The organism is Paenibacillus ferrarius, assembly GCF_002027705.1.
Taxonomy (GTDB): domain Bacteria; phylum Bacillota; class Bacilli; order Paenibacillales; family NBRC-103111; genus Paenibacillus_E; species Paenibacillus_E ferrarius.
In genome coordinates this window covers 23732-48898 of the sequence record NZ_MBTG01000002.1, presented here as the reverse complement: position 1 = coordinate 48898, position 25167 = coordinate 23732, and the positions used below count along the sequence as shown (strand labels likewise).

The 25167-nt window shown below is 38.8% G+C and carries 21 protein-coding genes and 1 pseudogene; 17 read left to right on the top strand and 5 right to left on the bottom strand.

Annotated elements, in window-relative coordinates:
- Positions 1 to 99 precede the first annotated feature (99 nt).
- From BC351_RS03020 to BC351_RS02960, 12 genes and pseudogenes are all read left to right on the top strand, one after another.
- Positions 100 to 741, top strand: a complete 642-nt coding sequence (locus BC351_RS03020) for a TnsA endonuclease N-terminal domain-containing protein (protein WP_079409236.1) — start codon at positions 100 to 102, stop codon at positions 739 to 741.
- A complete protein-coding gene (locus tag BC351_RS03015; RefSeq protein ID WP_079409235.1) occupies positions 731 to 2725 on the top strand; it encodes a hypothetical protein in 1995 nt (664 codons plus the stop codon). Before BC351_RS03020 ends, BC351_RS03015 begins: the two co-directional genes overlap by 11 nt.
- Positions 2726 to 2743: 18 nt before the next feature.
- Positions 2744 to 3721: an ATP-binding protein gene (locus BC351_RS03010; protein WP_079409234.1), complete on the top strand. Its 978-nt coding sequence runs from the start codon at positions 2744 to 2746 to the stop codon at positions 3719 to 3721.
- A gap of 1328 nt (positions 3722 to 5049) precedes the next feature.
- Positions 5050 to 5268, top strand: coding sequence for a hypothetical protein (locus tag BC351_RS41350; RefSeq protein ID WP_144028257.1), 219 nt, complete (start codon positions 5050 to 5052; stop codon positions 5266 to 5268).
- 840 nt (positions 5269 to 6108) lie between these two features.
- Entirely contained in the window at positions 6109 to 6534 is a 426-nt protein-coding gene (locus tag BC351_RS03000; RefSeq protein WP_079409232.1) for a hypothetical protein, read from the top strand.
- Between the two features lie 24 nt (positions 6535 to 6558).
- Positions 6559 to 7032 (top strand): hypothetical protein, encoded by a 474-nt coding sequence (locus tag BC351_RS02995; protein ID WP_079409231.1) that lies wholly within the window; start codon positions 6559 to 6561, stop codon positions 7030 to 7032.
- A gap of 211 nt (positions 7033 to 7243) precedes the next feature.
- Positions 7244 to 7543, top strand: coding sequence for a hypothetical protein (locus BC351_RS02990; protein ID WP_079409230.1), 300 nt, complete (start codon positions 7244 to 7246; stop codon positions 7541 to 7543).
- Between the two features lie 705 nt (positions 7544 to 8248).
- A complete protein-coding gene (locus BC351_RS02980) occupies positions 8249 to 8629 on the top strand; it encodes a hypothetical protein (RefSeq protein WP_079409228.1) in 381 nt (126 codons plus the stop codon).
- Between the two features lie 750 nt (positions 8630 to 9379).
- Positions 9380 to 10660: a hypothetical protein gene (locus tag BC351_RS02975; protein WP_079409227.1), complete on the top strand. Its 1281-nt coding sequence runs from the start codon at positions 9380 to 9382 to the stop codon at positions 10658 to 10660.
- Positions 10661 to 11045: 385 nt separating this feature from the next.
- Positions 11046 to 11857, top strand: a pseudogene (locus BC351_RS02970) (Tn3 family transposase); the annotation flags it as partial.
- 246 nt (positions 11858 to 12103) lie between these two features.
- Entirely contained in the window at positions 12104 to 12976 is an 873-nt protein-coding gene (galU, locus tag BC351_RS02965) for a UTP--glucose-1-phosphate uridylyltransferase GalU (protein WP_079409226.1), read from the top strand.
- 6 nt (positions 12977 to 12982) lie between these two features.
- Complete coding sequence (locus BC351_RS02960; protein ID WP_079409225.1) at positions 12983 to 13954, top strand: glycosyltransferase family 4 protein; 972 nt, start codon at positions 12983 to 12985, stop codon at positions 13952 to 13954.
- Positions 13955 to 15018: 1064 nt separating this feature from the next.
- Here the strand turns inward: BC351_RS02960 and BC351_RS02955 are convergent.
- The gene (locus tag BC351_RS02955) at positions 15019 to 15393 is read right to left on the bottom strand and encodes a hypothetical protein (RefSeq protein ID WP_079409224.1); all 375 of its coding nucleotides are present in this window, start codon (positions 15391 to 15393) and stop codon (positions 15019 to 15021) included.
- Positions 15394 to 15877: 484 nt separating this feature from the next.
- On the opposite strand from BC351_RS02955, the gene BC351_RS02950 reads away from it, so the two are divergent.
- On the top strand, positions 15878 to 16069 hold the full coding sequence (locus tag BC351_RS02950) for a hypothetical protein (RefSeq protein ID WP_079409223.1): 192 nt from the start codon (positions 15878 to 15880) through the stop codon (positions 16067 to 16069).
- Between the two features lie 211 nt (positions 16070 to 16280).
- Here BC351_RS02950 and BC351_RS02945 read toward each other — a convergent pair whose 3' ends face one another.
- Entirely contained in the window at positions 16281 to 17282 is a 1002-nt protein-coding gene (locus tag BC351_RS02945) for an AbiTii domain-containing protein (protein WP_079409222.1), read from the bottom strand.
- A gap of 156 nt (positions 17283 to 17438) precedes the next feature.
- Between BC351_RS02945 and BC351_RS02940 the strand changes: the two genes are divergently transcribed.
- A complete protein-coding gene (locus tag BC351_RS02940) occupies positions 17439 to 17705 on the top strand; it encodes a MerR family transcriptional regulator (RefSeq protein ID WP_079409221.1) in 267 nt (88 codons plus the stop codon).
- A 29-nt stretch (positions 17706 to 17734) separates the two neighbouring features.
- Here the strand turns inward: BC351_RS02940 and BC351_RS02935 are convergent, their stop codons facing one another.
- Positions 17735 to 18046 carry a hypothetical protein gene (locus BC351_RS02935; protein WP_079409220.1) on the bottom strand — a complete coding sequence of 104 codons (312 nt, stop codon included), beginning with the start codon at positions 18044 to 18046 and terminating at the stop codon, positions 17735 to 17737.
- A 261-nt stretch (positions 18047 to 18307) separates the two neighbouring features.
- Here BC351_RS02935 and BC351_RS02930 point away from each other — a divergent pair, with 261 nt between their 5' ends.
- Genes BC351_RS02930 through BC351_RS43190 form a run of 3 tightly spaced genes read left to right on the top strand, consistent with a single transcriptional unit; the run spans position 18308 to position 22067 of the window.
- The gene (locus tag BC351_RS02930; RefSeq protein ID WP_079409219.1) at positions 18308 to 19447 is read left to right on the top strand and encodes a tetratricopeptide repeat protein; all 1140 of its coding nucleotides are present in this window, start codon (positions 18308 to 18310) and stop codon (positions 19445 to 19447) included.
- Positions 19444 to 20175: a glycosyltransferase gene (locus BC351_RS02925; protein ID WP_244208871.1), complete on the top strand. Its 732-nt coding sequence runs from the start codon at positions 19444 to 19446 to the stop codon at positions 20173 to 20175. The genes BC351_RS02930 and BC351_RS02925 overlap by 4 nt, the downstream gene beginning before the upstream one ends.
- Positions 20175 to 22067, top strand: a complete 1893-nt coding sequence (locus BC351_RS43190; protein ID WP_244208870.1) for a methyltransferase domain-containing protein — start codon at positions 20175 to 20177, stop codon at positions 22065 to 22067. The genes BC351_RS02925 and BC351_RS43190 overlap by 1 nt, the downstream gene beginning before the upstream one ends.
- 48 nt (positions 22068 to 22115) lie before the next feature.
- Here BC351_RS43190 and BC351_RS02915 read toward each other — a convergent pair whose 3' ends face one another.
- Together BC351_RS02915 and BC351_RS02910 are read right to left on the bottom strand one after the other, a co-directional pair.
- Positions 22116 to 23168: a glycosyltransferase gene (locus BC351_RS02915; RefSeq protein ID WP_079409218.1), complete on the bottom strand. Its 1053-nt coding sequence runs from the start codon at positions 23166 to 23168 to the stop codon at positions 22116 to 22118.
- A 53-nt stretch (positions 23169 to 23221) separates the two neighbouring features.
- Positions 23222 to 25156, bottom strand: coding sequence for a glycosyltransferase (locus BC351_RS02910; RefSeq protein ID WP_158081966.1), 1935 nt, complete (start codon positions 25154 to 25156; stop codon positions 23222 to 23224).
- Positions 25157 to 25167: the final 11 nt, after the last annotated feature.

The window sequence follows — 25167 nt, the reverse complement described above, 5'->3', positions numbered from 1 at the left end:
TTTACTACACGAACGACAAAAAAATCACATTAATTAAGGTTTATATAAGCCTTATTTAGACAATAATGATTCTATTAAAACAAAATAGAGGTGATTAAAGTGTATACTACGCCCTTAATTAAATCACGAACTGGACGGTACGGTAATAATCATTGGATTGTCTACAGCACCAGAATAGAAAGGGAAGTTAATCTATTCAGTGATCTTGAATTTGACCACTGGGTAATGGTTGAAGCCGATCCAACTGTTGAAACCTTTTGTGAGCAGCCTGATAAAGCTGAAATTGAAGGTGAGGATGGATCCTCAGTATTTGATTTGTGGATTAAGAACAAAGATGGCAAAGAGATCTATATTGAGATTAAATATGAAAAAGATCTCGCTGATGAACATGTGATCAAACAAATCGGGTTGCAAAAACGTTGGTGTGAATTGCACGGTAAAGAGCATCAGGTGCGTACTGAGAATGATATAAGAAGCAACGAAATCTATTTAGAAAATTTAAAAGATATAATTCCATACTTACAGAATAACAGCACTATAGTTGAGATTGATCGGCATAAAGTGATTTCACAGCTCAAGGGTGGAAAAAAAGCAGTAAAGGAATTATTTCAATTACTAAACATAAGCTTACCGCGACTTTATGAAGCTGTTGCATGTCTGATATGTGCCGGTGAAATTAAAGCAAATATTGACAAAGAATATTTTGGTCTGGAGACGGAGGTGTGGGTTGATGAGGCGTAAAAACTTGGTTGAGAAGCTGGGAGTAAGCCAAGACATGCTCAATTTATCCGAATGGCCAATTGTAGATACAAGTAAATTAAATGAAGTTGCAACGGAGAAATATCAAAACAGAAAACGGGCTGTTGAATTGTACCTTCAAGATTATGGAACCATCGCTGAAATTTCGGATGTTACTGGAATTGAAAAAAAAGAGATTACTAGATATGTTGAACGTTGTTTTAAGAGTAGTCAATTCGGAGAAATTCTGGGTTTTAGAGCACTAATCCCAGGCCTTCATTTGAAAAATTATGAAAGGAAAAAGCTGCCCAAAATAAAAGCCTCTAATTACGCTGGTGCTTTCGATCTTTTACTTGAAAAGTATACTGAATTGCGGGATTCGATTGATGAAAAGGCTTTAGCGAAAAAAAAGAACTCAACAAGTTTCACTTACTCCGTGAAATATCTACACAAACATTTTATTGATGAGTGTAAGGAACTGGAGATATCTGCAAGCGAATATCCTCTAAATACAGAAGACCAGGGAAGGAGATCGTTAGAGAGATATGTAAAAAAGTTGAAACAACGACATTTTGGGAATGAGCATCTTTATGGTGAAGTTGCTGCAATGATGGCAAGAACTGTGGGTAAAGGTGAAAAGAATTACTTAACGAATTTCAGACCTTTCTCACGAGTTATGTTTGATGGACATAAAATTGATTTAATATTGACCATTCGATATACGGACCCTAATGGAAACCAAGTTAAAAAAGTGTTAAAAAGGATTTGGCTGCTTGTAATTCTAGAAATCCCAACAAATGCAGTATTAGGTCACTTGTTATGCGTTAAGCCAGAATATTCTCAGATGGATGTTCTACAGTGTATTCAAAATGCAACTCATCCTCATACCCCCATGTCATTCACAATAAAAGGGCTCCAGTATCCAGAAGAAGGATCCTTCCCTTCAATGTCTATCCCTGAGACTCAATGGGCAGTATGGAGAGAATTCTGGATGGATAACGCAAGAGCAAATCTTGCTTTAAATGTTAAGGAAAAATTGACCAAAACAATCGGCTGTTTTATTAATGCAGGTCCAGTAAAATCTCCATTAAGAAGATCAGTTATTGAGAGGTTCTTTCGTATCCTTGAAGTGAATGGATACCACTTGCTTCCTTCTACTACAGGAAGTAATCCAAGTGATCCTAAGCGTAAAAATGCCGAAGAAAAGGCATTGGCTTCAGAAATTAGTATTGAGCATCTAGAGGAATTAACAGAGGCTATGTTAGCCCAATATAATGTTGAACCACATGGTGGTAACTCAGGATTAAGTCCTATTAAGGCAATGAAAGACAAAATTGAAAGAGGATTCCTGCCAAGAGTTCTGCCTGAGCATCGTCGTCAAGAACTGGGTCTCTTAGTCATTAGTCAGACGGTAACTGTACAAGGTAACTTGAAAAAAGGAAAGAGGCCTTACATTAACTTTGAGGGTGCGCAATACAGAAATGATATTTTATCTCAGCATGCGAGTTTAATAGGAAAGAAGCTTACAATTTATATAAATATTATGGATATACGCTTTGTCAGGGCTTTCTTAGAAAATGGAAGCGAACTTGGTCAGTTACGTGTATCCAGTAAATGGGTTAATACTCCCCATAGTTTAGAAACAAGGAGATATATAAATAAATTTTTACGAAGTGAAAAGAGGGCGTTTTTCTTGGCTAGTAATGATTATGTCCAAGCTCTCAGAGTACATCTTAGTACCAGTAAAAATAAAGGTGATAAAAATTGGTTAGCCCATATGGATAGGTATCAGAAGCAGATGGAAAATATGGTACAAGAGGCAGCTGTTGATGTAGAAGAAGAGGAAGAGGCACCCGAAGTTCCCGAAACTAGAGGTTATCAAGAGGAATCTGCGTTCAGTAATACTTTTGTATTTAAGAAAGAAGAAGTTACTAACGATGAACATGACGATGGTTGGGATGAATTTTTTAAACCGATGTCATATTAGGAGAGGGTGTAAATAATCATGGAGGCAAACAATAGGCCCCTGGTTCCATCTGGCACACATAAACTTGTACAAGATAAGTATACAGTACCTACAAACGAAATAATGAAACTATATAAAAAAGTAGTTGAATGGATAGAAGATAGGGCTCCTGGTGGGATTATTTATGGATTTCAAAGAAGAGGGAAAACTGATGCTATCAAATATGTTCGTGATAAGCTGAAGGAACAATATAACAATGAGTTACCTATTGTTTTTGTGCCAGCCAAACACAAGTTTACAGCTAATGAAGAAGTATTTTATGAGTTGTTATTACTCTGGTCGGGTCATCAATTCCCGTATGCTGGTAAGAAAAATCATAAGTTCGATCGATTAGCGAAGTTTTTGCATGAGAAAGGTGAGGGTTCTAGATTTAAACAAGTAGTTTTATTTATTGATGAAGCACAAGCGCTGCTTGAAGCTCACTATAAATGGCTTATTGATTTATATAATTACTTATACGAACATAAAATCAAATTAATTGTAATACTAGTAGGACAACCTCAACTTAAGGGAAATAAAGATCTTTATGTTGCAGATGGAGCTTTACATATCGTCGGTAGATTTATGACTAGGGAGCATCAGTTGTTTGGGGTGAAAAGTGTTAGTGATATGAGTGTGTGTTTAAAAGGTTACGATACAGTTGAATACCCCGAAGGAAGTGGATGGTCATTTACTAGATATTATTATCCGGAAGCATATGCGGCTGGAGAAAGGCTTGAAAAATGTGCATCAACTTTATTTGAAGCATTTGCTACCGTTAGGCAAGAAAATGGTTTAGGTGGAAAAATGGAGATTGGGATGCAAGACCTTACAAATACGATAAAGCATGCTCTCGTAAATTATGGATCAGAGTCGAAAGAAAAAAAATATTGGATTGATCTAGATACCTGGATTAAATGTGTTAAAAGATCGGGCTACATAGATTCTGAAGTTTCATTTCTAGTTAAAAAAGGCTAATAGCAACCGAGATTAAAGGCAACCGATCACAAATGATTGGTTGTCTTACTTTGTTATTGGATTATTTCAAAAGAGCAACGATCCAGATTTGTTAGCATTAGCAGTTAAGCGTTACGCTTAAAGTAACCTCCATCTTTCCTCAATATAGTTTTTTACTTTACGAACAATCTTTAGAAGCTACATCGCTATCCTAACTAATAACTAATACATGTAACTGGGCGGGACAGAGGGCCATGGTCAGGATGTACGTTATGGCTAAAGCAGTATATTTACGAGAGTAAATTGAAAGAATCGCATGGAGCATCTGCCCTCGAAATTATCCCGCGGACATTAATAGATACCAATATACGAAGGATGTATGTTGCAAAGAAATCGGGAAAAAATCGAGTGAAACAAACAGGTGGTCAAGGAAAATAAAGTTCGTTAGTTGTGATCAAGGAAAATAAAGATCGTTAGTGGAAAATAAAGTCCGTTAGTGGAAAATAGAGATCGTTAGTGATGTTTACTTTTGTGAACATTCACTTTTTAATATCTAGGGAGTTCATTGATTTTAGTCAAAGGCTTGAGGCGAGATAGTCCTTCTCTCCGCTAACTAACAGGCAGATTAACGCAGTTTCTCCTCCCACTGTTCTACACATATATGGTAAATTACCCTTATATCTACAAATAAAGGAGAGAGGTGCTTCTTTGGTCATACTATCTCAGTTGAGAGACATCCAACGCATGAGAGTCTTCGTTTAAGTATCCAAGTAGTTTCGGAAGCACGTGCGATGGATGGCGTTTCAGTTGGTGATGAGATTCAACTCGATCGGATCCATTATGTTTTACATTTGTTTGAAACTGTGCTAAACAAAGCGGATCCTTTTCTTGTACCATTTGCTACACTGGATAATGTAAATAGTCACGTTACTTCAATTTCGTCATATTCACAAGAGTATAAGCGTTCTCGATCTTCTGGGCAGCAAGGGCATCAATGGGGCATGTTGACGTGCTTTGTACATTGATAAGAAGTGTATATATTCCGACTTCACTAGATGAGATCGAGAGTGTAAAAGAGGCGGCGGTTTCGTTTGGACAGTCACTATCCCAACATCTACGTTATGTTTCAAAGGAAGCCGAGGAGCAGACAGGCATTGTAAATAAGGTTACGTCGACGAGTTCTGGACACCTGTCTAATCCAAACAGCCAGTGGAGGGGTCATCAATGTCACATTGAATATTTAATGTGTAATATACTATATGATGTATGTTTCGACATTTTAGATACTACATATAGTAATATGTACTAGACTAGTAACAAAAAATTCTATTGAGAGAAGTGATTCCGCTATGGCAGCAAAAGGGCAAAGTAAAGTATCTTCAGACAGCATGGCTTCAAAGGCTTCAAGAGTCCTACAAAGTAATAAGTACTCTTCAACAACAAAGTCTTTAGCTGCTTCAGTGCTCTCAGTCAAAAAAAGGCAAGAATTAATTTTAAATTTAATTACTTTCAAACCAGACATTTACTTTGGTTTATTTTTTTGTTATAGTTCAAAATCCACAATGTAAAGACATTCCTAAAGAAAAACAAATTGTTCAATCCAGAATTGAATCTATCCCAACCTTCTTCCATTTCTACTACAGTTAAGAGCGAAAATGTACAAATATTCTCTCCACAAGATTTGATTAGTATTTCGGATTATATTAACCTGATTTAACTAGAACCAAAGAGGAGTAGGCTGTTAGCCTGCTCCTCTTTGGTTATTTCTCTTTATCAAGTCAAGTAGAAGAGATTCAATAAAGCAAGATAGAAAGTAGATTGGATCTCGTTCTTTCATTTTTTTCTTTAGTTTATTATCAATAGATATATAAGTTGAAGATAAAAGTGATCCTTGCCTATTTTTGATTTACCAAAGGACAAAATTCATTTACATGATTAAGTATTAAGGTTTGTTCTAAATCTAGGGAGAACTTTGTATAGAGTGTTATCTTAGGATCCATGGTTGTTGTGGTCTATGTGGTGAAGCAGTTCTTCATACTAATTTAATTCCGGAAGTAACTTACGAATTTCAGTAAAAGTATATCAGTATGGACGAGAAGTGCATAGTGGTATGAACTTCATGTTGCGATGCGTTACGAAAAGATTACCCCGAAATGTTTATATAAGAGTTAATGAGTGGAAAGAGGAGAGCCAGGGACTCTTACACTGGATGTCTTTTACCTTAAGTTTCACGATATCGGATTAATGAAGTCTAGAGTTGATTCTGAATCAAACATAAACGATCGCCTCAGTGAATTAGTTCCGTCGCTAGTAGAAATGAGGTTTTAATTAATAAATGTTGTTTAAGTATGTGAAATGAAGTAAAGTTTTGAATTGAAAGGTTAAATAATTTTTTAAGGGGAAAATCTATGGCAATCGATACGCAAAATAATTCTAATATTCCGTTAGATTCTTCATCTGGAGAGGTACCTGGTGTACATACTTTATTAATGTATTATGCTGACAAATCTAAATTACATAACAGTTTAAATCAGGATGTTGTATTAACAACATCTGATAAATTAAAATTAGCTTTAACTAAATATAAAGATGGCCTTATTGCAAAAACTGCCTGGATCACGCCCTTATCATTGTTTGTAACACTTGTTGCTGCAATTATTGCGACTGATTTTAAAAAAATTATTATTTCAGCTGAATTGTGGCAAGCACTTTTTTATTTAATGACATTAGCTTCTTTTGTATGGTTAATTGCATCATTAATTAGAAAGTTCAGAACCAAGGAGAATGCAGAGGACAGATTTATTAAAGAAATTTTGAATCAACTAAATGATTAAGATCCTAAAGAATGGGGTTATGATATGAGTTATGCTTCTTTAAGTATGGATGATATTATTGAATTAGCAAGATCAACTCAAACTAATGTGCCAGCATATCTAATAGTTAAAGATGTATTGGTTTTATTTGTAAAGACTGAAGCGTATAGAGCATCGGAAATTAAAAATAGTTCATCAGTAACTGTTGAAGTTAGTGTTTATAGTGGAGAAGTTAATGGAATATCAATAATTATCGCTCCCTATTCAAATACAATTTTCTCAAATATGGAATCTGAATATTTAAATTACGCAGTTGCTGGATTCGTGCCTCTTAATAAAAAAGAAAACATAAAAATATTACGAGATGTTGCTAATAATAAAGCCGAAATTCAGTTTTACGTTGTTAGTGAGGACCTTAATACAATTTCAATTAAAAAAGTTCTTACTAATAGCATAAGCAAAGAAGACTTACTACGCAAATTAAACAAACATGTTGAAAACGATTTTGATGATGAATGAAGTTTGCGTGATAAAACAATTGTTGAGCTAACTGCGAACGAGAGTTCAATAATAATCATGAAAAGGCAGCCAGCCCAAGGGGATTGGTTGCCTTTTCTCAAGTTACGGGCAGAATACTTTGACCAATTCACGAATGATTAATGTATTGAGGTGTTTGCGAAGTTCGCTGATATAGACTTTATGTTAAATTCCTAAAGGGGGAAACAAAAAAATGCAAATTATTAGAAAAGACATTCCGCTCTGGACAGAAAAACATTTATGTTTTATGCAAAATCATGCAGATAGTTTTGGAATTTTCTATACCTCTGAGCAAGTTGAACAGGAAAGACGGAATATTGACAATAACAATGCTACAAGACGATGTGGAGATAATGTGTTGTGTTATGAATTATTCAATGACGATGGTGAATACGTTGTTGACATTACCTTAACAGAACTTGAAGTGAACAAACACGAACTTAGTATATTAGTTTTGATGAGTATTTTGGGTGTGGTTACGCAAGTATGGTAATCACTAAGTTAACTATAGGGTATGCTGGAGGAATGGGGGCAGTATTAGAAGCAGTAATAAGATATAACAACCCATATAAAGCCCAAGTAGAGCATATTCCATATTCTCCACCAATCTCAATTTAAATTTCAGTATCAAGATGTTGAAGGAAATAAAGTTTTTGCACGTGTTTTCGATGAAGTATAGAAACGTCAAATAATACCGTATTCACTCGCGGACCATTCGGCTTGACTGGTTAAGCTAACGGATAAGTATGACAAGTTCTGCTATAAGCGACCAACTTCGTGAAAAGCAGGAGATTGCAATGAGTAATCTTAACTTTACAACCGAGGATGGGAATGACGGAACCAAGTATCCCGAAACCATCCCGCGAATACTCCTGCGCGCGTCATGTTTAACAGAACATGAGATGTGAAGTACAGGTAGATTCGGCAGAACGAAGGCTGGAGCCATTCTAATAGAAAAGGTATGCCAATGGATATGCCGCGCGGCTGAAAAACTGGATATGGTGAGAATGTTCAAACAAACTGAACTGACGAACTTCCGAATGTACAGTTCTAAAGTTAGAGCCTGTGGAAACATATGCACCATCAAACGATGGGGTGAGCGGCGTAAAGTAAGAATTTTTCCTATGAAATACGCTATGCCGAACAATGGCGGCATTGGTCTCACAGGCTTAGAGGAAGCACCTAAATTGGCTTAGTTGTGTTCAGTGTCATATTTGGGTGGATTCCAGTTCAACTTTGGAAAGCCTTTACTGATGATAACTCAAATAATCATCAAACGGTGGTAACAAGAGGCAATAATACATTCGGACAGGGAGGTGTTTCAGGTGGTAATTCATCGAATAAGTCTGTTTCCGATGCTCCTCAGGTCAAAGATGGCTCTAAACAAGTTGGATTTGGAAATGGTGGAAAAAGTGGGCACGATTCATCTGACTCCACCACTCAAACAAACAAGCAAGGTGTGACTACTAAGAGTGTTGCTGAAAAGACAAGTGCTCCGACTGCTAAAATATATAAATTAGAAGGTACAGTGTATTCTTTAGATGGTAATGAGGAGATGTTGAAAATCGAAAATCAATGAAGGTGAATCCGTAGGTATATTGTTAGGTCAAACAGTAGTAATTGAATTGCAACTGCCAAAGGATAGCAGAGCCAGCTTTAAGTTGAATTCAAAAGAAGTACAGGCAACATCAACTGAAAAAGGTATTAAAAAAACGTAGATTGAGTTTGTGGCAGTAGAAGGTGAGAACGACATAACCGTTGATTTAAGAGGCTACACCTATCACTATAAATTTCAAGCATATTCAACTGAATGTTTTCGAAACCAATGCGTCGCTTTTTGAGAGTTGGGAATGAACAATAAATATCTGTTTTTTTAAGGTTGCAGCAAGTGTTTTATCGCGAAAAGTTAAAGATGAGTGTTTATCACTTTAATGTATATTGATAAAAAATCAATCTTGGTGGGTGATTTAAGTGATGACAATAGAAATGAAAATCGGCGAATATGTACGAATGAGTTTTGGTAACGTAGACATATTGCTGAATAGACATCAGGCTGCCGATAGCATTATGAACGGCAGCCTTCTCAACTAATGGGGCAGTATAAAACTTATTTTTCAAAAACCGACGATTTTTCAATTCAAAAACGCATTAAATCAACGACTCCAATCTAATCTTTATTTTCTTTGAGCACTTTGCGTCAATTAAGCTAGAACAGCAGGATAACTGAGTTGCTTTCTTGAAATAGAAAAGGATAAATCAGCGAATTTTTCATGGAGATAGCAAGACATAGCTCTCCATTAAGATTTTTTTAATTTGGAGGGATATTACAATGGGCAGAGTATTGTTTGAGTCCGAAGAATTAAAAAAAAGATTTTATGAAACATTTTTATATTGTGAAGAAAATAATATAGATTTTATGGTTGATAGTATTGATTTAGACCCATATAGTCTAGGAAAAGATTTCATCTTAACAGAATTCTTGAATAAAGAAGACTTTGAAGAAGATGTTTATATTACAGACAACACGGAAATAAGAGTTATACTACCTCACTCTGAAGATGATGAGGAGATTTCATTTGGTTATTTTTATCAAGCAATAAGAAATGCTCTACAAGGAAGAATAGAGGAAAATAAGCAATTTATCAGTCCATATCTCTATCTCGTTCATGTAAGTTGCGATTTCATACTACTCGAAAAACTCAATCAGCATTCTTATAGTATAAAACAACAATGGGGCGATACTGATATTCACATATCTATAACACAGGGGCTAACTAGTTTCGGTCTTCGACTTACAATGGATGGAGAATATGATGAGTATTATCCCCCTGTGTTAAGCAATGAAACATTTATTGAGGTCCTAGCCAAGGATAAGATGGATCCCCAGACTTTTGAAGAGATAGTTCAATCTTATATCTTCGAACTCCAAGCTACCTTTCCCTTAAATGTTCAGCGATCAATCCGAATCACGGGTATTGATTACTATGATGATGAAGATGAAGTTGCGGTTCTTAATAAGCAACAAATAAAAATGCGGCCACTCATGCGCGGGAAAGGTATTTCATCTTTGCTCAAGATCTATAACTCATGTAATGAAGTTCAAGATAACGAGTTTCGAATTCTTAATTATACGAAGGTAATCGAGTACGTTTCCCAAACAGTAATTCGCAAAGAAATGCTGGACTCAGTATTAAAGAAACTGTACAGCCCTAAAGTTCTTCAGCCTAATGCGACTTACATTTTGGAGTTGGAAAAGTTATATGACGAGCATCGAAATAATAAAAAAGATCACCAAGCAATAAAGCTAACAATAGAAACCTGTTGTGATTTAGCTGATATTATTGATACCGCGCCCGTATTTTTGAAAAAGCATAATGAGCTGAAAAAGAATCGAGACAATAAAGAGTTGCGCTCTGCATGTTTTGACGAATTGGCTAATGCAGTCTCGGATACACGTAATATGCTTGCTCATGCTAAGACGAACTACAAGTTGAAGGGAAATGAGTGTCCAAATGACCAACTAAGTGAATTCGCAGACTGTCTAAAAGTTGTAGCAATCCAAGTAATTCGTTGGTTTGCAAGACAACATGAGGATAGTAGGATTATTTAAATCGCAAATACATAACCCCCAGAACAAAATAACGATTCGATGATGCTGTTTCCAGCCTCACACTCGTATCGAACAAATATAAAACAAAAGAAACCTTGCAAGGATAATTACCCGACAAGGTTTCTTTCTATTATTATTTACTAAAACACTTAACATAGATTATTCCTTAAAGTGTTTTTGTATATTGCGAAATATATATGAATATAACGGTGCAGAATAAGATTTTTGAATTGAAAGAAAAGGATTTTGAATATCGTGGGAACATTTTAAGAACTTTAGGAAAGTAACTCGCGAGGCATTTCGAAGTATTGGATACTTCATTAAGCTCCCTCGGTATGATTTAATTTCCTCACGCAAGCTCGTCTATTCGCAGGATTTCATCCCTCAGATCGGTGTGGCTTTGCTTCATGCCGATGTTAACCCGCATTATGTCACCGGAAAAGGAGCTACAATTTATCGATTAGCAAGCGATCAATTCTCCAGTTTTTATACCAAAGTGATTAATACAAATGCTAGGGATACGGTACCGTCATTGACGGTTTGCTGCACCATAAAACAGATTTAGGGATTGAAGAACATTATACCGATACCGCTGGATATACCGATCAAGTATTTGGTTTGACCCACCTACTAAGTTTTCGGTTTGCACCACGATTGCGCGACCCCTCTGATTCTAAACTTTACACTATCGGGAAGTCTAGCGAGTTTCCGAAACTTGAGAAGCTGCTGTGCGGTCAAATAAATACAAAGAAATCCTGGAAAACTATGACGATATACTTCGGTTAGCGTACTCTATTCGCGAAGGGACGGTTTCTGCATCGCTTATTATGGGGAAACTTGGATCTTACTCACGTCAGAAGAGTTTGGCTACAGCGCTTCGGGAGAGGAGAAGAATCGAAAAGACCATCTTTATTTTGGACTACCTTTCGAGCGAGGCACTTCGGCGAAAAATTCACCGAGGTTTGAACAAAAGGTGAAGCTATAAACGCTTTGGCCAGAGCAATATTTTTCGGTAAACATGGCGAGTTACGTGAACGCGCTCTACAAGACCAACTCCAACTTGGATGGGAACACGTTAATTTTTTAGGTGAATATAAGTTTGATTTGAAGCAAATTACTTCTTTGAAAGGGTTACGACCGCTCAAACACCACTCAAATGAAGTGAAACAAATGATAAACCGGATTTCCTTAGCGTAGTACGGAATAGCCGGCTTATGAAAAAGAATTTTTCGCTTAGCGTACGTTTTTCGGGTTTTGTTGGCGAAACCCCTATACATTGATCAGAAGCAGCAAATTAATCATAGCTGGTGACTTCTTCGGAGCTAGGACCTGATTTAACCAGTATATTTTAAGCGAAAAAGATAGATGTCCATGGCATTTCTAAGAGACTTGCATATTCTGAATATAAAGCATTTAAATTGCACTTGAGAGAAGGTGAGTTGTTTGAAAATTAGAAAAGCGATTATCCCAGCAGCAGGTTTGGGTACGCGATTCCTACCGGCGACCAAAGCATTGCCTAAGGAAATGCTGCCTATCATTGATAAACCAACCATTCAATATATTGTTGAGGAAGCGGTAGCTTCAGGCATCGAAGATATCATCATAGTGACAGGCAAAGGGAAGCAGGCAATCGAGGATCATTTTGACAGCGCGTTTGAGTTGGAGAATCATCTTAGAGCGAGTGGAAAGCTTGAGCTTCTACAGCGTATACAAGCGCCCAAGCAGTTAGCTAATCTTCATTATATTCGCCAAACGGAGCCGCTGGGCTTAGGACATGCGATTTGGTGCGCGCGGGCATTCATTCAAAATGAACCTTTTGCTGTCTTGCTGGGGGATACGTTTTTTGATGCGGAAATGCCTGCAATCGGGCAATTAATCCAGCATTTTAATCGATATCAAACGTCCATCATCGGCGTGCAGGAAGTAGAAGCAAAGCTCGTTTCCCAATATGGCATAATTGAAGCCAAAGCTTTACTTGAAGGCATCTATAGTGTGACTAATCTTGTAGAGAAGCCAACCTCTCAAGAATGCTCGTCGGATTTTGCCATGTTGGGTCGATATATTCTGACTCCGCGCATTTTCGATTTCTTGGAGCACCAGCAAGCAGGAGTGGGCAAAGAAATACAATTGACAGACGCCTTAATTTCGTTGAATCAACTAGAAGCCTTGTATGCTTGCCGCGTCAAAGGTTATTGGCAGGATATTGGCAACCATCGGGGGTTCATTTCTGCGATTTTGTCAGAAGCAAACAAAAGGGCTGATCTCGAGCCATGGCTTCGCCAACATTTAGCTAGTATGTTAAGAGAAACGGAGTGAGCCTGGGTGAAACGTCTTCATATTATTCAAGTGATCTCTAATTTTCCGAATGCTCACAAGCTGCCGCCAACGAATCAGGGAGGAACAGAAAAGGTGGTCTACGAGCTGACGGAAAATCTAGTGAAAAGAGGTCACCACGTTACGCTCTTTGCCTCCAGCGGAAGTCGGACAAGTGCAAAATTTGTCCCTTTTCCGAAAGGACTTCGGGGCAAAGGCATTGCACGTTATGTGCTCACCAAAATGCCGCGGCACGTAGATGTCATTCATGATCACACCTTCAATTCAGCATTAGGGCAGCTAAAGCTCAAAACGCCAACGATTTGTACCTTGCATATGCCCGTTAAACGTTATGTGAAGCATCCGGTGTATGTTTCCAAACGAGCAAGAACCGTCATGGGAAAAAATCGCGGTCATTACGTGTACAATGGTCTCAATCCGAGTGAGTACCAATTTAGCTCGAAGAAGCAAGGCTACTTGTTATTTATGGGTCGAATCTTACGTGAAAAAGGCGTCCTGCAAGCGATAGAAATTGCCGAAAGAACAAAAAAAAAATTAATCATAGCAGGGCCGATTAAGAATAAAGCTTGGTTTGATCGCGAGTTAGCTCCTCGAATTCGAAAAAATCCCCACATCCATTTCGTCGGGCCTGTTGGTGGAATCAATAAGCAGAAGCTACTTAAATATGCGAAATGTGTATTGTTTCCCTCCTTGTGGGAGGAACCGTTTGGACTTGTGATGATTGAAGCGATGGCTTGTGGGACACCGGTGATTGCCCTAAATCGTGGTGCGGTAACCGAAGTCTTGGCTGGCTTCCCGCATATGATCTGCCGCTCAATCCCGGAGATGATCGCGAAAGTGAAACAGGGAAGCTTTCCTGATCCATACAGCCTTCGCCGCTACGTCAGTCGTCGCTTTACGACTTCCAAAATGACTGGACGTTATCTTGCCATTTATCAAAAAGTAATAAAGAATGGATAAAAAAAGCTGCGAGCATCCCATTTCAGAGGTGCTCGTTTTTGTACGCTCCTGCCTATGGTGAATATACTAGCTTAAATTCCACGAAGGCATACTGGGGAGACATTCCATCCATATAAAAAGATTGTCGATCCCTTCACACCTTTGGCTCGACAACCCCAACATCTAACACCTTTTTGGAACCGAGAGGTGTTTTTGTCAAGGATGAAACGGAACTATGGTCTTTGTTTATAAAAATAGGTTACTGCCTTGAACAAATAAACCCTAAAGGCATATAATGTTATTGTTAACTAGCATACCTCCTCTGATGGTAAAATCCACCTCTTTATGCTCTTAGAGGTGGATTTTACTTTTTCACAAGAAATTTGCAATTGTGCTGGTAGTATAGATAAAAGTGAAAAAACGATGGCCTTTATGACGTGAGGTCCATCGCAGGTTCAAGTTAGGAGGGGATCCTGAAGTATTATATGTGCTTTATAATTAAGTTGTTACCTTGATTCACTGATAAATAAATAAATAAATAAATAAATAAATAAATAAATAAATAAATAAATAAATAAACGGTACATATTGTATCAAATAATCATGTTAACAATCGTAAACATAGAATTCTCAGAAAAATTGAAGATTCCATAACTATGCGTTATCTTGGTGTTTTTCAGATTCATGCATAAATGTTTTTTTCTGGATGCTGAAATAGGCATTGTTGATGGTTTTTCCACGTTGATGAGGGAAAGTACTTCTATGCTAAATATTGAAATTCATACATATGTTCGCGTATAAAAACTGTATTATTTATGTGAATTTTAAGGATGAAGTTTTATTGATTTTTTTAAAAAAAGCACCCTGCAAAAACGCAGAATGCAAGAGTTTTCGCTATAGATTAGTAGTTCACCTAAGTTTCTATACAAACGATAAAGGGGCTACCGAGGTAGCTCCTTTAACAGATACAAGTTTGGATTTCGATGTCCAAAAGAAAAATAGGAATTCAAACTCAATTCAGCTTTCTTGATTCGAGAAAATGGAAAAAGCCCTAAAAAGTAACTTAGGGCTATACTAATCTTTTTCTAAACAATTACTGGACTTAAACTAGAAATAAAAGAAAGGTCCTCCTGAAGTTTACCTTGTTCAGTTACTAAGTTTCCGAATTCATCTATTCCGAAAACTGATATTAACGTACTAGTAGAATTACTTATGCTAACTTGAACTTCATAAGCAACATTTCCAGCAATGAAAAACTCTCTTACGTCAAAGTAGTTCGGAGCGACAATGAAAGAAGACATGTAGGCAGTATAGAATATACTTGAATCAACAGAAGCAAATATATGATACGTAACTGTTGCCGGGTTAATAGTATCAATATTTCTTGTGCTTAGAACAATATTGGATGCTGCAGTACCAAATGCTCTAGTATTTGTAACCAGACCAGTTGAAAAGGGCACGTCCAACACCTCCCTCCATTATTTTCTATTATCATATTCAATAGAAAATAAGTTGCGAGGGTGTTAGTTTAGTAATTGAGAAAAAAACCCTTGACGATATCGAAAGGAGTTTGGCTCTAATACTTTTAAAATTTTATTCTTCGCATTCACTGCAAATGGATACATTGTATTAGTTATATTGCGGTCCAATAAAATTTCAGTTCTCTACTCTACTGCGTCAAATTGTAACAGTTCCCTATGAGCTGCAAAATGCCACGCCGCCAGCAGTTTTTAGGGGAATGGGTTTAAGTTCTTGTCATGTCGGGTGACAAGAACTTATATTATTTTTTATTAATCACTTATCGGTCAAGGTGAAGTACGGCAGCAGGTAAGGCCATCCATAATATTCAATGCGATTTTTAGATGTGAGTATAGCAGTTGCGGAACGCTCCATTTGCTCGCATATGAAGTAGCAAGATTTAACTTCCCCTTAAAGGTGGCACGTATGTTTGATGAACAAGTTGCTACCCTACTGCAAATTATGAAAAAACCGTTTTTAGCTTTTCATTGTCTAGGTGAGGATGAGGAAATCAAGCTTTTTGATACAATTAACACGAAAGCAAGGGGGATCGGTTCTTCATTAAGTAAATTTCTTAGAAGAGATTCAGATGATATTAGTTGGATTGCAAAGAAATAAAGGTCGACATATCACACTACAGAGCTTATACAGAACATTACATCTATTAAAAAAAGAGCCAATACTCTTGCCGTATACAAAAGAAGAGAAGCACCTTTTGGCCTTCTTTGAGTGATTAACACATTTATTAATAAAAGCGCGTTCTAAAGATGACCAAACAAAAAAGCCAGGAGAAAATTCTGACTTCTTCAATGTTTATTTAAGTATGAATTTATAGTGATAAGACATCGCCGATTACTAAATAGGTGTAGATAATATATCTTTCCGCTTCTTGCAATGTCACTTCTGTATGTGCCCCTTTGTTAGCAGCCTCATGTACGTTATCCAACGTTTCACTAATGAATTTCAAATAGGACCCAACATCAGATTTAATTTTACCACAGGATGATTTGCTTTCAATGTATTGGATGAGGCGATTGATGTACTGATCTTCTCCGACCTTTATGAGTTTTCCAGAAACTTCAATTGGTTCAGCCAATGGCGGGAATAGAGAATCGGCAACTTCCTTAATTATTCTTCGGCATGTGAGAACAGCATTTGCCCAATTCTCATCATCATCTGATTTTAAATTTTCATAAACTGAAATAAATTTCTGAACTGCTTCTGGGTAAATATCCTTTAATGCAGTATCAACACTCAAACGCATCCGCGAGAAAATATCCTCGGTGAGCTCACTAAAGCTCAACTCATAATTCAGATTTAAAACATACTGATATAATCGTGCTTTAACTTTTTCAATTCTCTCGATGCTTGTTTGAATTTGCTGTTGAATTCCACTACGTTCCGCAGCATTTCCTTGTGGCGCTGCAAATTGGGAAATAGAAGAAAGTGAAACATTACGATCAAATGCTACGTCCATCCTTGCTCTTCCAGAGCTTACACTAGCCTCCATGGCTGCAATTGATTGAGTGAAGGCCTGTTCTACTTTCTTTGGTTTTGGATTTTGTGCTTTACTATCCGGGTCATCTATAAAGTAGCGTCTTCCGGATTTTTCTGTTGCCGCCCAAGCTGCTGGCGTAAGGAGTCCTTCACTGTCGGAATCAAAACCATTTACTTCTTGTCTGAGCCACTCTACTCCTTCAAAATCATTTAATAAGCGAGCCAGTCTCAAACATTTCAAAAGAATATTCTGTGAAGGTAACTCGCTTAATTCAAAATTGCGTAAGATCTCATCAGATAGCAATAAAGCCTCATCATTTCTTTGTTTAACCAAAAGACTCTTCCTCCTTATATCATACAAGGATTCTACAAATAAGCATCTCGCTTTCCAACTAAAAAAAGTACTCAATAATTTGAACGGTTTTAATTCGTTGGAACATGAAATTATATTTTCCGCATAAATTAATGGTATGAAAGCAGGTGATTCAATGTGAAATCTTATCTTCGAAAATATGAGCTTGTGGCTTATCTAGGTGTGGAAAAGACCACTTTGTCTCGCTGGATCAAATACTACAAAGAGTTTATACCCTCATTTCGGCAGGGGGATGTAGTTTGTTATGGTCATGAGGCTAAAGTGGTTTTAAAAAGGGTTAAAACACTACGTGAACAATTGTATTCAATACCAAACATTCATGAGATTTTATTGAACGAAGGCTACCCAAAATTCGGAGATGACGGAGAATATTTGAGTCCTTAATTAAGTGAGGTTCTCATATTATCATTAGATTAATGGGCTGTTGTGTTTTTTTGAAATCCTTGAACTGTTTTTTCTATATTCAGTCCATTTTGAATGGCTACCAGTAGCATTGCTTGCTGCTGTGAAGGGGTCAAATTTGAATCGTTTGCTAATGCGAACTGCGCTCCGACAATTGAACTCATTACTACTATTGCCATGTCGGTTCCTTCAATAGTTCCTGCTTTTATTGTTTCAACTTCAGGATTTTCTGCTTTTCGTTTTATAGACGTACCGATAAATGCGTTACATTCATACGTGCTAATTCCACCGTTATACTCAATAGTTACTCTTACCATACTCATAAAAAACACCTCTTCCGAAATAGTCATCTCTCAATTGATAGTATTAGAGGATTTACACAAATATTCAATATTTTTGATAAGAATCAGAAACTCCGAATTTAATGAATTTGTATTTTATTTAGGGAAAGAAATTGGTGATTTTTGAACTCATTGAATATGGTTTAGTTTGATCTAGATATTTAGGCATAAGCACTCACTTAAATACTTATTATGCACATATACATATTTAATGAAATGGCTGTTTTATTTGGAGGCGTGATAATGAACTATTTAGTGTTTGGTCATGCAGGATTCAATCACAATAGATTACTGAATATCTTGTCAAATAAAGAAGAGATTATTTTCGTCCGTCGTATGAACGAAAAAGGAGCGGATGATGAAAACACCAGGTTTCTTCCTTTGTCAGAACTGGCTTCACTCGATTCGCAAAAATTCACCGCTATAGTCGCTTCTCCTTATGGGATACAACATGTGCTGGCTATCCAGCCACTAAGAATCATTGCATGCATTCCTCCGTGCTCGGAGAACGAGGATATAACTTCATGGAACAAATATACAGGACTATTGACGTCATACGCGGACATGATTATTACAGAATCGGAAAGAATTTATCTGGAACTGACACTCCAACGGGACAGCGTATTCTTACTAAGAGATTCTGAAGAATTAGTTCAGGGCGCAATCATGTCCATGTTTAAAGAAGAGTCGTTGGAACAGTGGGTTACAAAACAATGGGAAGATCGCAAGCGGTTCTATCTTTCGTTACACGAACAACAAGGTCTCCACGAAACCATTTGTTATTTGCTAGCTTCATATCTCTATTTATTAGGGGATGCAACAGCTAAGTTGTATTTGGGCTTTTCGTTCGAGCAAATGATACAGAAAGAGTATTCGCAATGCTTAAATACCCATTTCAGGTTTTTTTCGGCGATTGAAGCCAAAGCAGGAGATTTGGAGAAAGCTGTTCGTATTTACGAAATTACAGCTATAACGCAAGAGGAAAAGAAGAGTATGGAGAACATCAGGAGTTGGCGGGAGCAGAGGGAATGGGGGCTCATTCAGGCAGACATATTCAGAGCGAATGATGACTATCGCTCAGCTATAAAAGTCCTCGAAGATATGGGGTCCAAGAATTCGCTCCAAGCCGCGACGATGAGGCTTCAAAATTATCTTCACACTTTCCGTTGGAAGGATGCTTTGGCATTATTGGATAACTATGATCTGTCCGATGAGAATCGTATCACAGCGGAAGTTATCCGGGGGAATATCCAATTGATTCACAACAAACACCATTTGGCGATCCGTACTTTTCTTCGGGCATCGATTGAAGATTGGAACGTACTAACAAACTTGAATGAAATAGTGGCCTTAGAACAAGCAGCAAAGGGGGAGTTTCATTGAATAACAACCCTGTACGCAAATCTACAGGAAACCGACTTACTGCGGTGATGCAGGTCCGCAACGAGGCAGATCGTTTTTTGGAAGATGTGTTAAAGGATTTAAGTGAATTCGTTGATGAAATCGTCATAGTCGATGATGCAAGTACGGATGATACCGTAAAGCTGTGCCGCACTTTTCCGAAGGTAAAAAAATTGGTTGTTTTGCAGGAGTCGAGATTTCAACGGGAGTGGGAGCTGCGGGAATACTTATGGCGCCTTGCTTGCTCGTCGGAGCCAGATTGGTTGCTTTCCGTGGATGCCGATGAATTTTACGAAGATAAAGCCAAAACACATATGCGGGAACTGATTAATCAAGACCTATACGACTGGGTAGGTTTTCGTTTTTTTGACTTTTGGGGTGGGTCAACGCATTACAGAGACGACACTCATTGGGGGATTCATCGCCGGCATACACGCACGCTTGTCCGTTATATGCCTGATTATTATTATTATAATCCACCTATGGATCATCATGTTCCTCGTCTTCCTTTATCTTACTCCGCATTGCCGGGTTTTCTGGCAGAACTAAGGGTCAAGCATTTCGGATGGGCGGTTTCAAAAGAGGAACGCTATCGCAAATATTTACATTATATGGAACGCGATCCGAAAGGAGAATGGGGTAGCTTGGAGCACTATCATTCGATTTTAGATGTAAATCCGACTCTCGTAGCATGGAAAGAGGAATATTAATGAGAGAAATCGGTATATTGACGCATAGTTTTCTAGACGCCTACAATGGCAAAATTGATAATATTTATGGTGGCGGTTTAGAACGTTATTTATACGATTTGTCTGAAACGATAAAGGAACTTGGACTGATTCCTGTCATCTATCAATTATCATATTGCGGATCGTTTCAAACAGAAGTGAACGGTATAAGGGTGATCGGCTACGATTGTTCGGAGAAAAATATCGTAGATGTTTTTAACCAGATGTCTGCAGAAGCGAAAGGCATGCTCATTTATGCAAGCTTCATATGGCATCCAATTAATTATAAGGAAGGGAGCATCGGAATTTGTCATGGAATAAACTGGGATCATCATGCCGGATCGGTTGATCATAAATCTGATGTCGCTAGTAATGTGCAAAGAGCGTTGAAGCAGTTAAAACGTATTGTTTCGGTGGACTCGCATTTCCTTTCATTCTGTCGTTCCGTGTGCTCTTATTCAAATGCAGACAAAGTGCTTCTACTACCCAATTCAGTGAATACGGATCATTTCACTGTTGCGATCGAACAGGAGGATAAAGAAAATATTCATATCCTTTATCCGCGCCGTATCAGCATTGAAAGAGGGATTATTCCCATGATGCTGGTCGCGGATCGGTTGCTGGAGTCCTATGGTCAGGTGACTATTAAATTTGCAGGAGCGACGATCGAAGATAGTTTAATTACAAAAACGTTCGAACTATGGATGCAATATCATCCTCATCGTGAACGGATCACTCACAAGGTATATTCATTCGATCAGATGCCACAGGCGTATTGGAAAGCGGATATCGCCGTTATTCCGACCATTTTTTCCGAAGGAACTTCTTATTCCTGCTTGGAGGCACTTAGCAGTGGCGTTCCCCTCGTTTCCGCGAACGTCGGGGGATTGAACGATCTGATCATTGATGGGTTTAACGGATTATTGGTGACACCAACAGAAGAGAAATTGTTTCAAGCAATTTGCTCACTAATTGAGAATAAAGATATGCGAGAGCAATTGGGTGTGAATGCACGCCATACGGCACAAACGTTCGACAAACAAATTTGGAAGCGAAAATGGCGGGAAATATTAATCGAAAGTTTCGATCTGGATCAGAGGGTCATACCGACAGGGAATGATTTCACCCTTCCGACGCAAGAGGAGGAAGCTCAAAAACAAGTATGGGATCAACTATGGTCCAGAGAAATATCTTATCAATGGGACCCTTTGAGTGAAGTGATTTTCAATTGCCTGACGGAGGCGATTGGGTTACCGAAAGATCAGCGAATATGTGAAGCAGGTTCAGGAACAGGCAAAATATCTTTGCGACTTGCCATGGATGGAGCTGCTGTGACCCTTGTGGATTACTCGACGCAAGCGTTACAACAATCACGGATAGCTTTCAGACAGAAGGATCAACAGGGTGAATTCGTTCATGCAGATATACGCAAATTGCCGATTGAAGCGAATATACACGATCTTTGTTGGAGCGCGGGCGTGTTAGAGCATTTCAGTATAGAAGAGAAGGTCAACATTCTGAGAGAAATGGCAAGGGTAACTAAACCGGGCGGCAAAGTTCTTGTGCTTGTTCCTTACTCTCGTTCATTGCCTTATCGAATAGGTAAAGCGTACGCCGAAGCCAATTGCACATGGATGTATGGCACTGAAATTCCGGTAGACTCACTAAAGCAAGAATTTGAACTGGCGGGGATTGAAGTGGATAAGGAGCAGAATATCGGCTTTATACAAAGCATGGATTTTCTCGATTTTATTCCCGGGGCTGAGCTCCTGAAACAAAGCGCAGTTGAATGGTATAAGGAGCTCAGTGATGAAGAAAAGGTAGTGTTTCCCGGTTACTTACTAGCGATTCTCGGCACTGTAAAATCAGTGTAACCTTCAAAATGAAAAGCTCCGGCTTCGGGATAAACCCGAAGACCGGAGTTATTTTTGTTTTCCGTTCAATTTATATAGCATTTGATCGGCGACGAGTTGTGCTCTTGCCCGCCAACTTTCGCGCTTGGCTTGATTTTGACGAATCTGGCGCTTCTCAGGTGAACGGTCAAATAGAATCGCTTCGTCTAGCTGCTGAAGAAAATGGGAAGGCGAACGACCGATTCGAACTTCGTCAAATGGTCTGACCTCGGGTAAATCCGTGCTGATGACTGGAAGTCCTGCTGCCAGATATTCATAAAGCTTAACTGGGTTCGCCGCTTCTGTAACTTTGCGGATTTGAAAGGGAATAATAGCTGCATCGAACTGTCTGGCAAAGGCGGGTAAGCTTTCATAATCTCTATTACCGAGCCAATGAACATTGGGATGCTTGCCTATCTGCTCGGGTCCATGACAGAAGATCTGCCCAACAAAAACAAAAGAGTAATTCGGCCTTTCTTTTGCTAAATAGGCAATCAATTCGTAATCCACCCACGAGGCAACAGCACCCCAGAATCCGACAACAGGTGCTGTGTTCAGGCATAGCTTTCGGGCTTCAATTTCATCATGCAGAAGCGACTGATCCTTATCCAGAACTTGCCCAAAATGCTCATAATCCGCTGCATTTCGGATGAGCATAACATCCGAATGCTTCTGTACTGTTGCATCGTAGATGATTTGAGAGGCGCAGAGTACGATGTCAGCAGCGTCAATCTTAGGTTTCTCCCAAACTTCGAATGGAGCGAACTCTTCCGCACTGATGTCGGCAATATCACTGATGACCATATTGATCTTATACTCTGGCAGTTGCTCGACAAAAGGACCGTGCGTAAGCCACATCACATATTCATGATTTTTGTTAATGGCATCTAAATCTTGGCAAACCGCGAAATGGTCATTCAGGATCACAAATGGATTTTTCTTATCCTGCGTCACATTACAATAGATGACATTGAAGCCTAATAAACTTAATTGATATAGTAGTTGTTGGGGGCGCTGGCGATGTACTTGATAGTCAAAGCAGGGTAAATATAAAATTGGCGGAATAGTTAAAGATTGGGTCATGAATTGTGCCTCCTCTAAGCTTTCGGAAGGAAAGCTGACATCGTCAGTCTATACTAAGCTTCTTTTAAGAAAGCCCTGAGCAGCAATTCGGGCTCAAGGGAACCGGCAGGTAGACCCGGTTCCTGCCTGCGGCCCATGTCAAGATAGTGATAGGCCACCAATACGGTTACGGCACGATTATTTGGGTATTTTTGGAGCATTTCCTGCATCCATGCTGTTGACAACGTTTCACCGCAGGTTTGAGCCATTATTGCAAAAAAGACGGCATCTGTCGCGTGGATAGAGTCAGTTGCTAGGTGGTTTGCTGCGAAAAAGGAGATCCATTGTTGCTTCACATTTGCAGGAGCCTTTAGCAGACCGCATAGCAGAGATTGGGGCATTTGTGACCATGGAAAGTACCCCATGCTAAGTTGATATATACGAAATATTGTTTCCCACGCTCCGACTTGTGTAAGGAATTGCATTGCATGAATCAGTGAAGTCTCACGAATCGTCTTTATGGCTCCTTTATCTAAAAGCTCCTGGATCTCGACCAATGGGGAAAGCAGGTTATTAGCAGACGTGACTTCTAACACTTTACGAGCGGTAATGCCATCGGATTGCGCCAAAGCTATCGCCCATAAGTAAGAAAGAGGGAGTGGATCACTATCATTATTCATATGCAATTGATTTAGGGTTCGTACCGCCTCAGAACGATCATTCAGCAGCCAGATGTAGATGGATCTGAGAAGGAGCGCCTGACCATCCGGGAGAGCTACGGCTAGCATGGGCTCCAAACACTCGAGGCATCTTGCATTCAAAAACGCAGGGGTCAACAATGCTATATGACGGGGAGTAAGCAAAGAGACATTTTTTTTGAGATGCTCAGCTAATCTCTGCGTCTGACCGGATAGTAAACATAGCGAAATGCATTTTGACCAAGCCTGAAAGTAGCTGGGCTTGAGGGTCATCGCTTGAAAATAATGCTCGAGCGCCTCCTGAAAGAACCATAACTTCTCGCACAAGTAACCGGCCAAGGTGTGGGTTCGATAAGTCCCACTACCGGATGTTGACGTATATTTGTACGAAGTATCGCCTGATTTAAGAGCGAGTTGAAGCGCTTCATACGCTTTTGAATTGTCCAATTGCTCCATAAGAAGGAAGGCCTTGGCTTCATGCAAATCCGAAAAGTCGGGAAAAAGAGATATTCCTTGATCCAGTAGCCTTTCTGCTTCATCCAGCTGTTGGGTCATGTGCAGGGCGTAAGCGGTTTTCATATATAAATCCGAAAGGTATCCAGTGTTATTCGGAAGTTTCTTGATTAATGGGATAAACAGCGTTAATGCTTGCTCATAACACTCTGTCTGATAATATTCGGTTCCCAGGGCATAATTCAGCATCGGATCTTCGGGTTGTTCTATCAATGCCTGAGCAATAATGTTGAAGTTACGGCTATTTTTCTCTTTTCTCACGATCTCCCGCTCCATATATCCGAAATGATTGATTCGTAGACTGGAAAATGGAATAGACGCGTTCGATAGTTCTATGATGCTGTGAGAAACATCCTCATGGACTTTTCCGCGGAATTGAATGCGACGATCATTTCGAAAAAGTCTGCATGCCGCATCTGATACAAACTCCCGCTCAGGAAGATCGTTAAGAAAGTTGACGATTTGCAAATAATATCCGTTCACGTTCTCATCCTGCAGTAATGGTAAAATCTCATCTGGCTTCCATTCATCTAGCTCTTCGTCCGCATCCAGCACAAGAATCCAAGAGCAAGAAGCTTCTCGCAAAGCGACATTTCTTGATTTAGCAAAATCGTTTTCCCATGGAAGGTGGATAAGGTGTGCTCCATACCGCTTAGCAATACTCAAGCTAAGATCCGTCGACCCTGTATCTGCAATTATAATTTCTGAGACGATTCCCTGAACGGATGACAAACATCGATCTAAATGAAGCTCCTCATTTTTCACAATCATACATAAGGAAAGATCCAAGAGGGGCATATGCTTGTTCT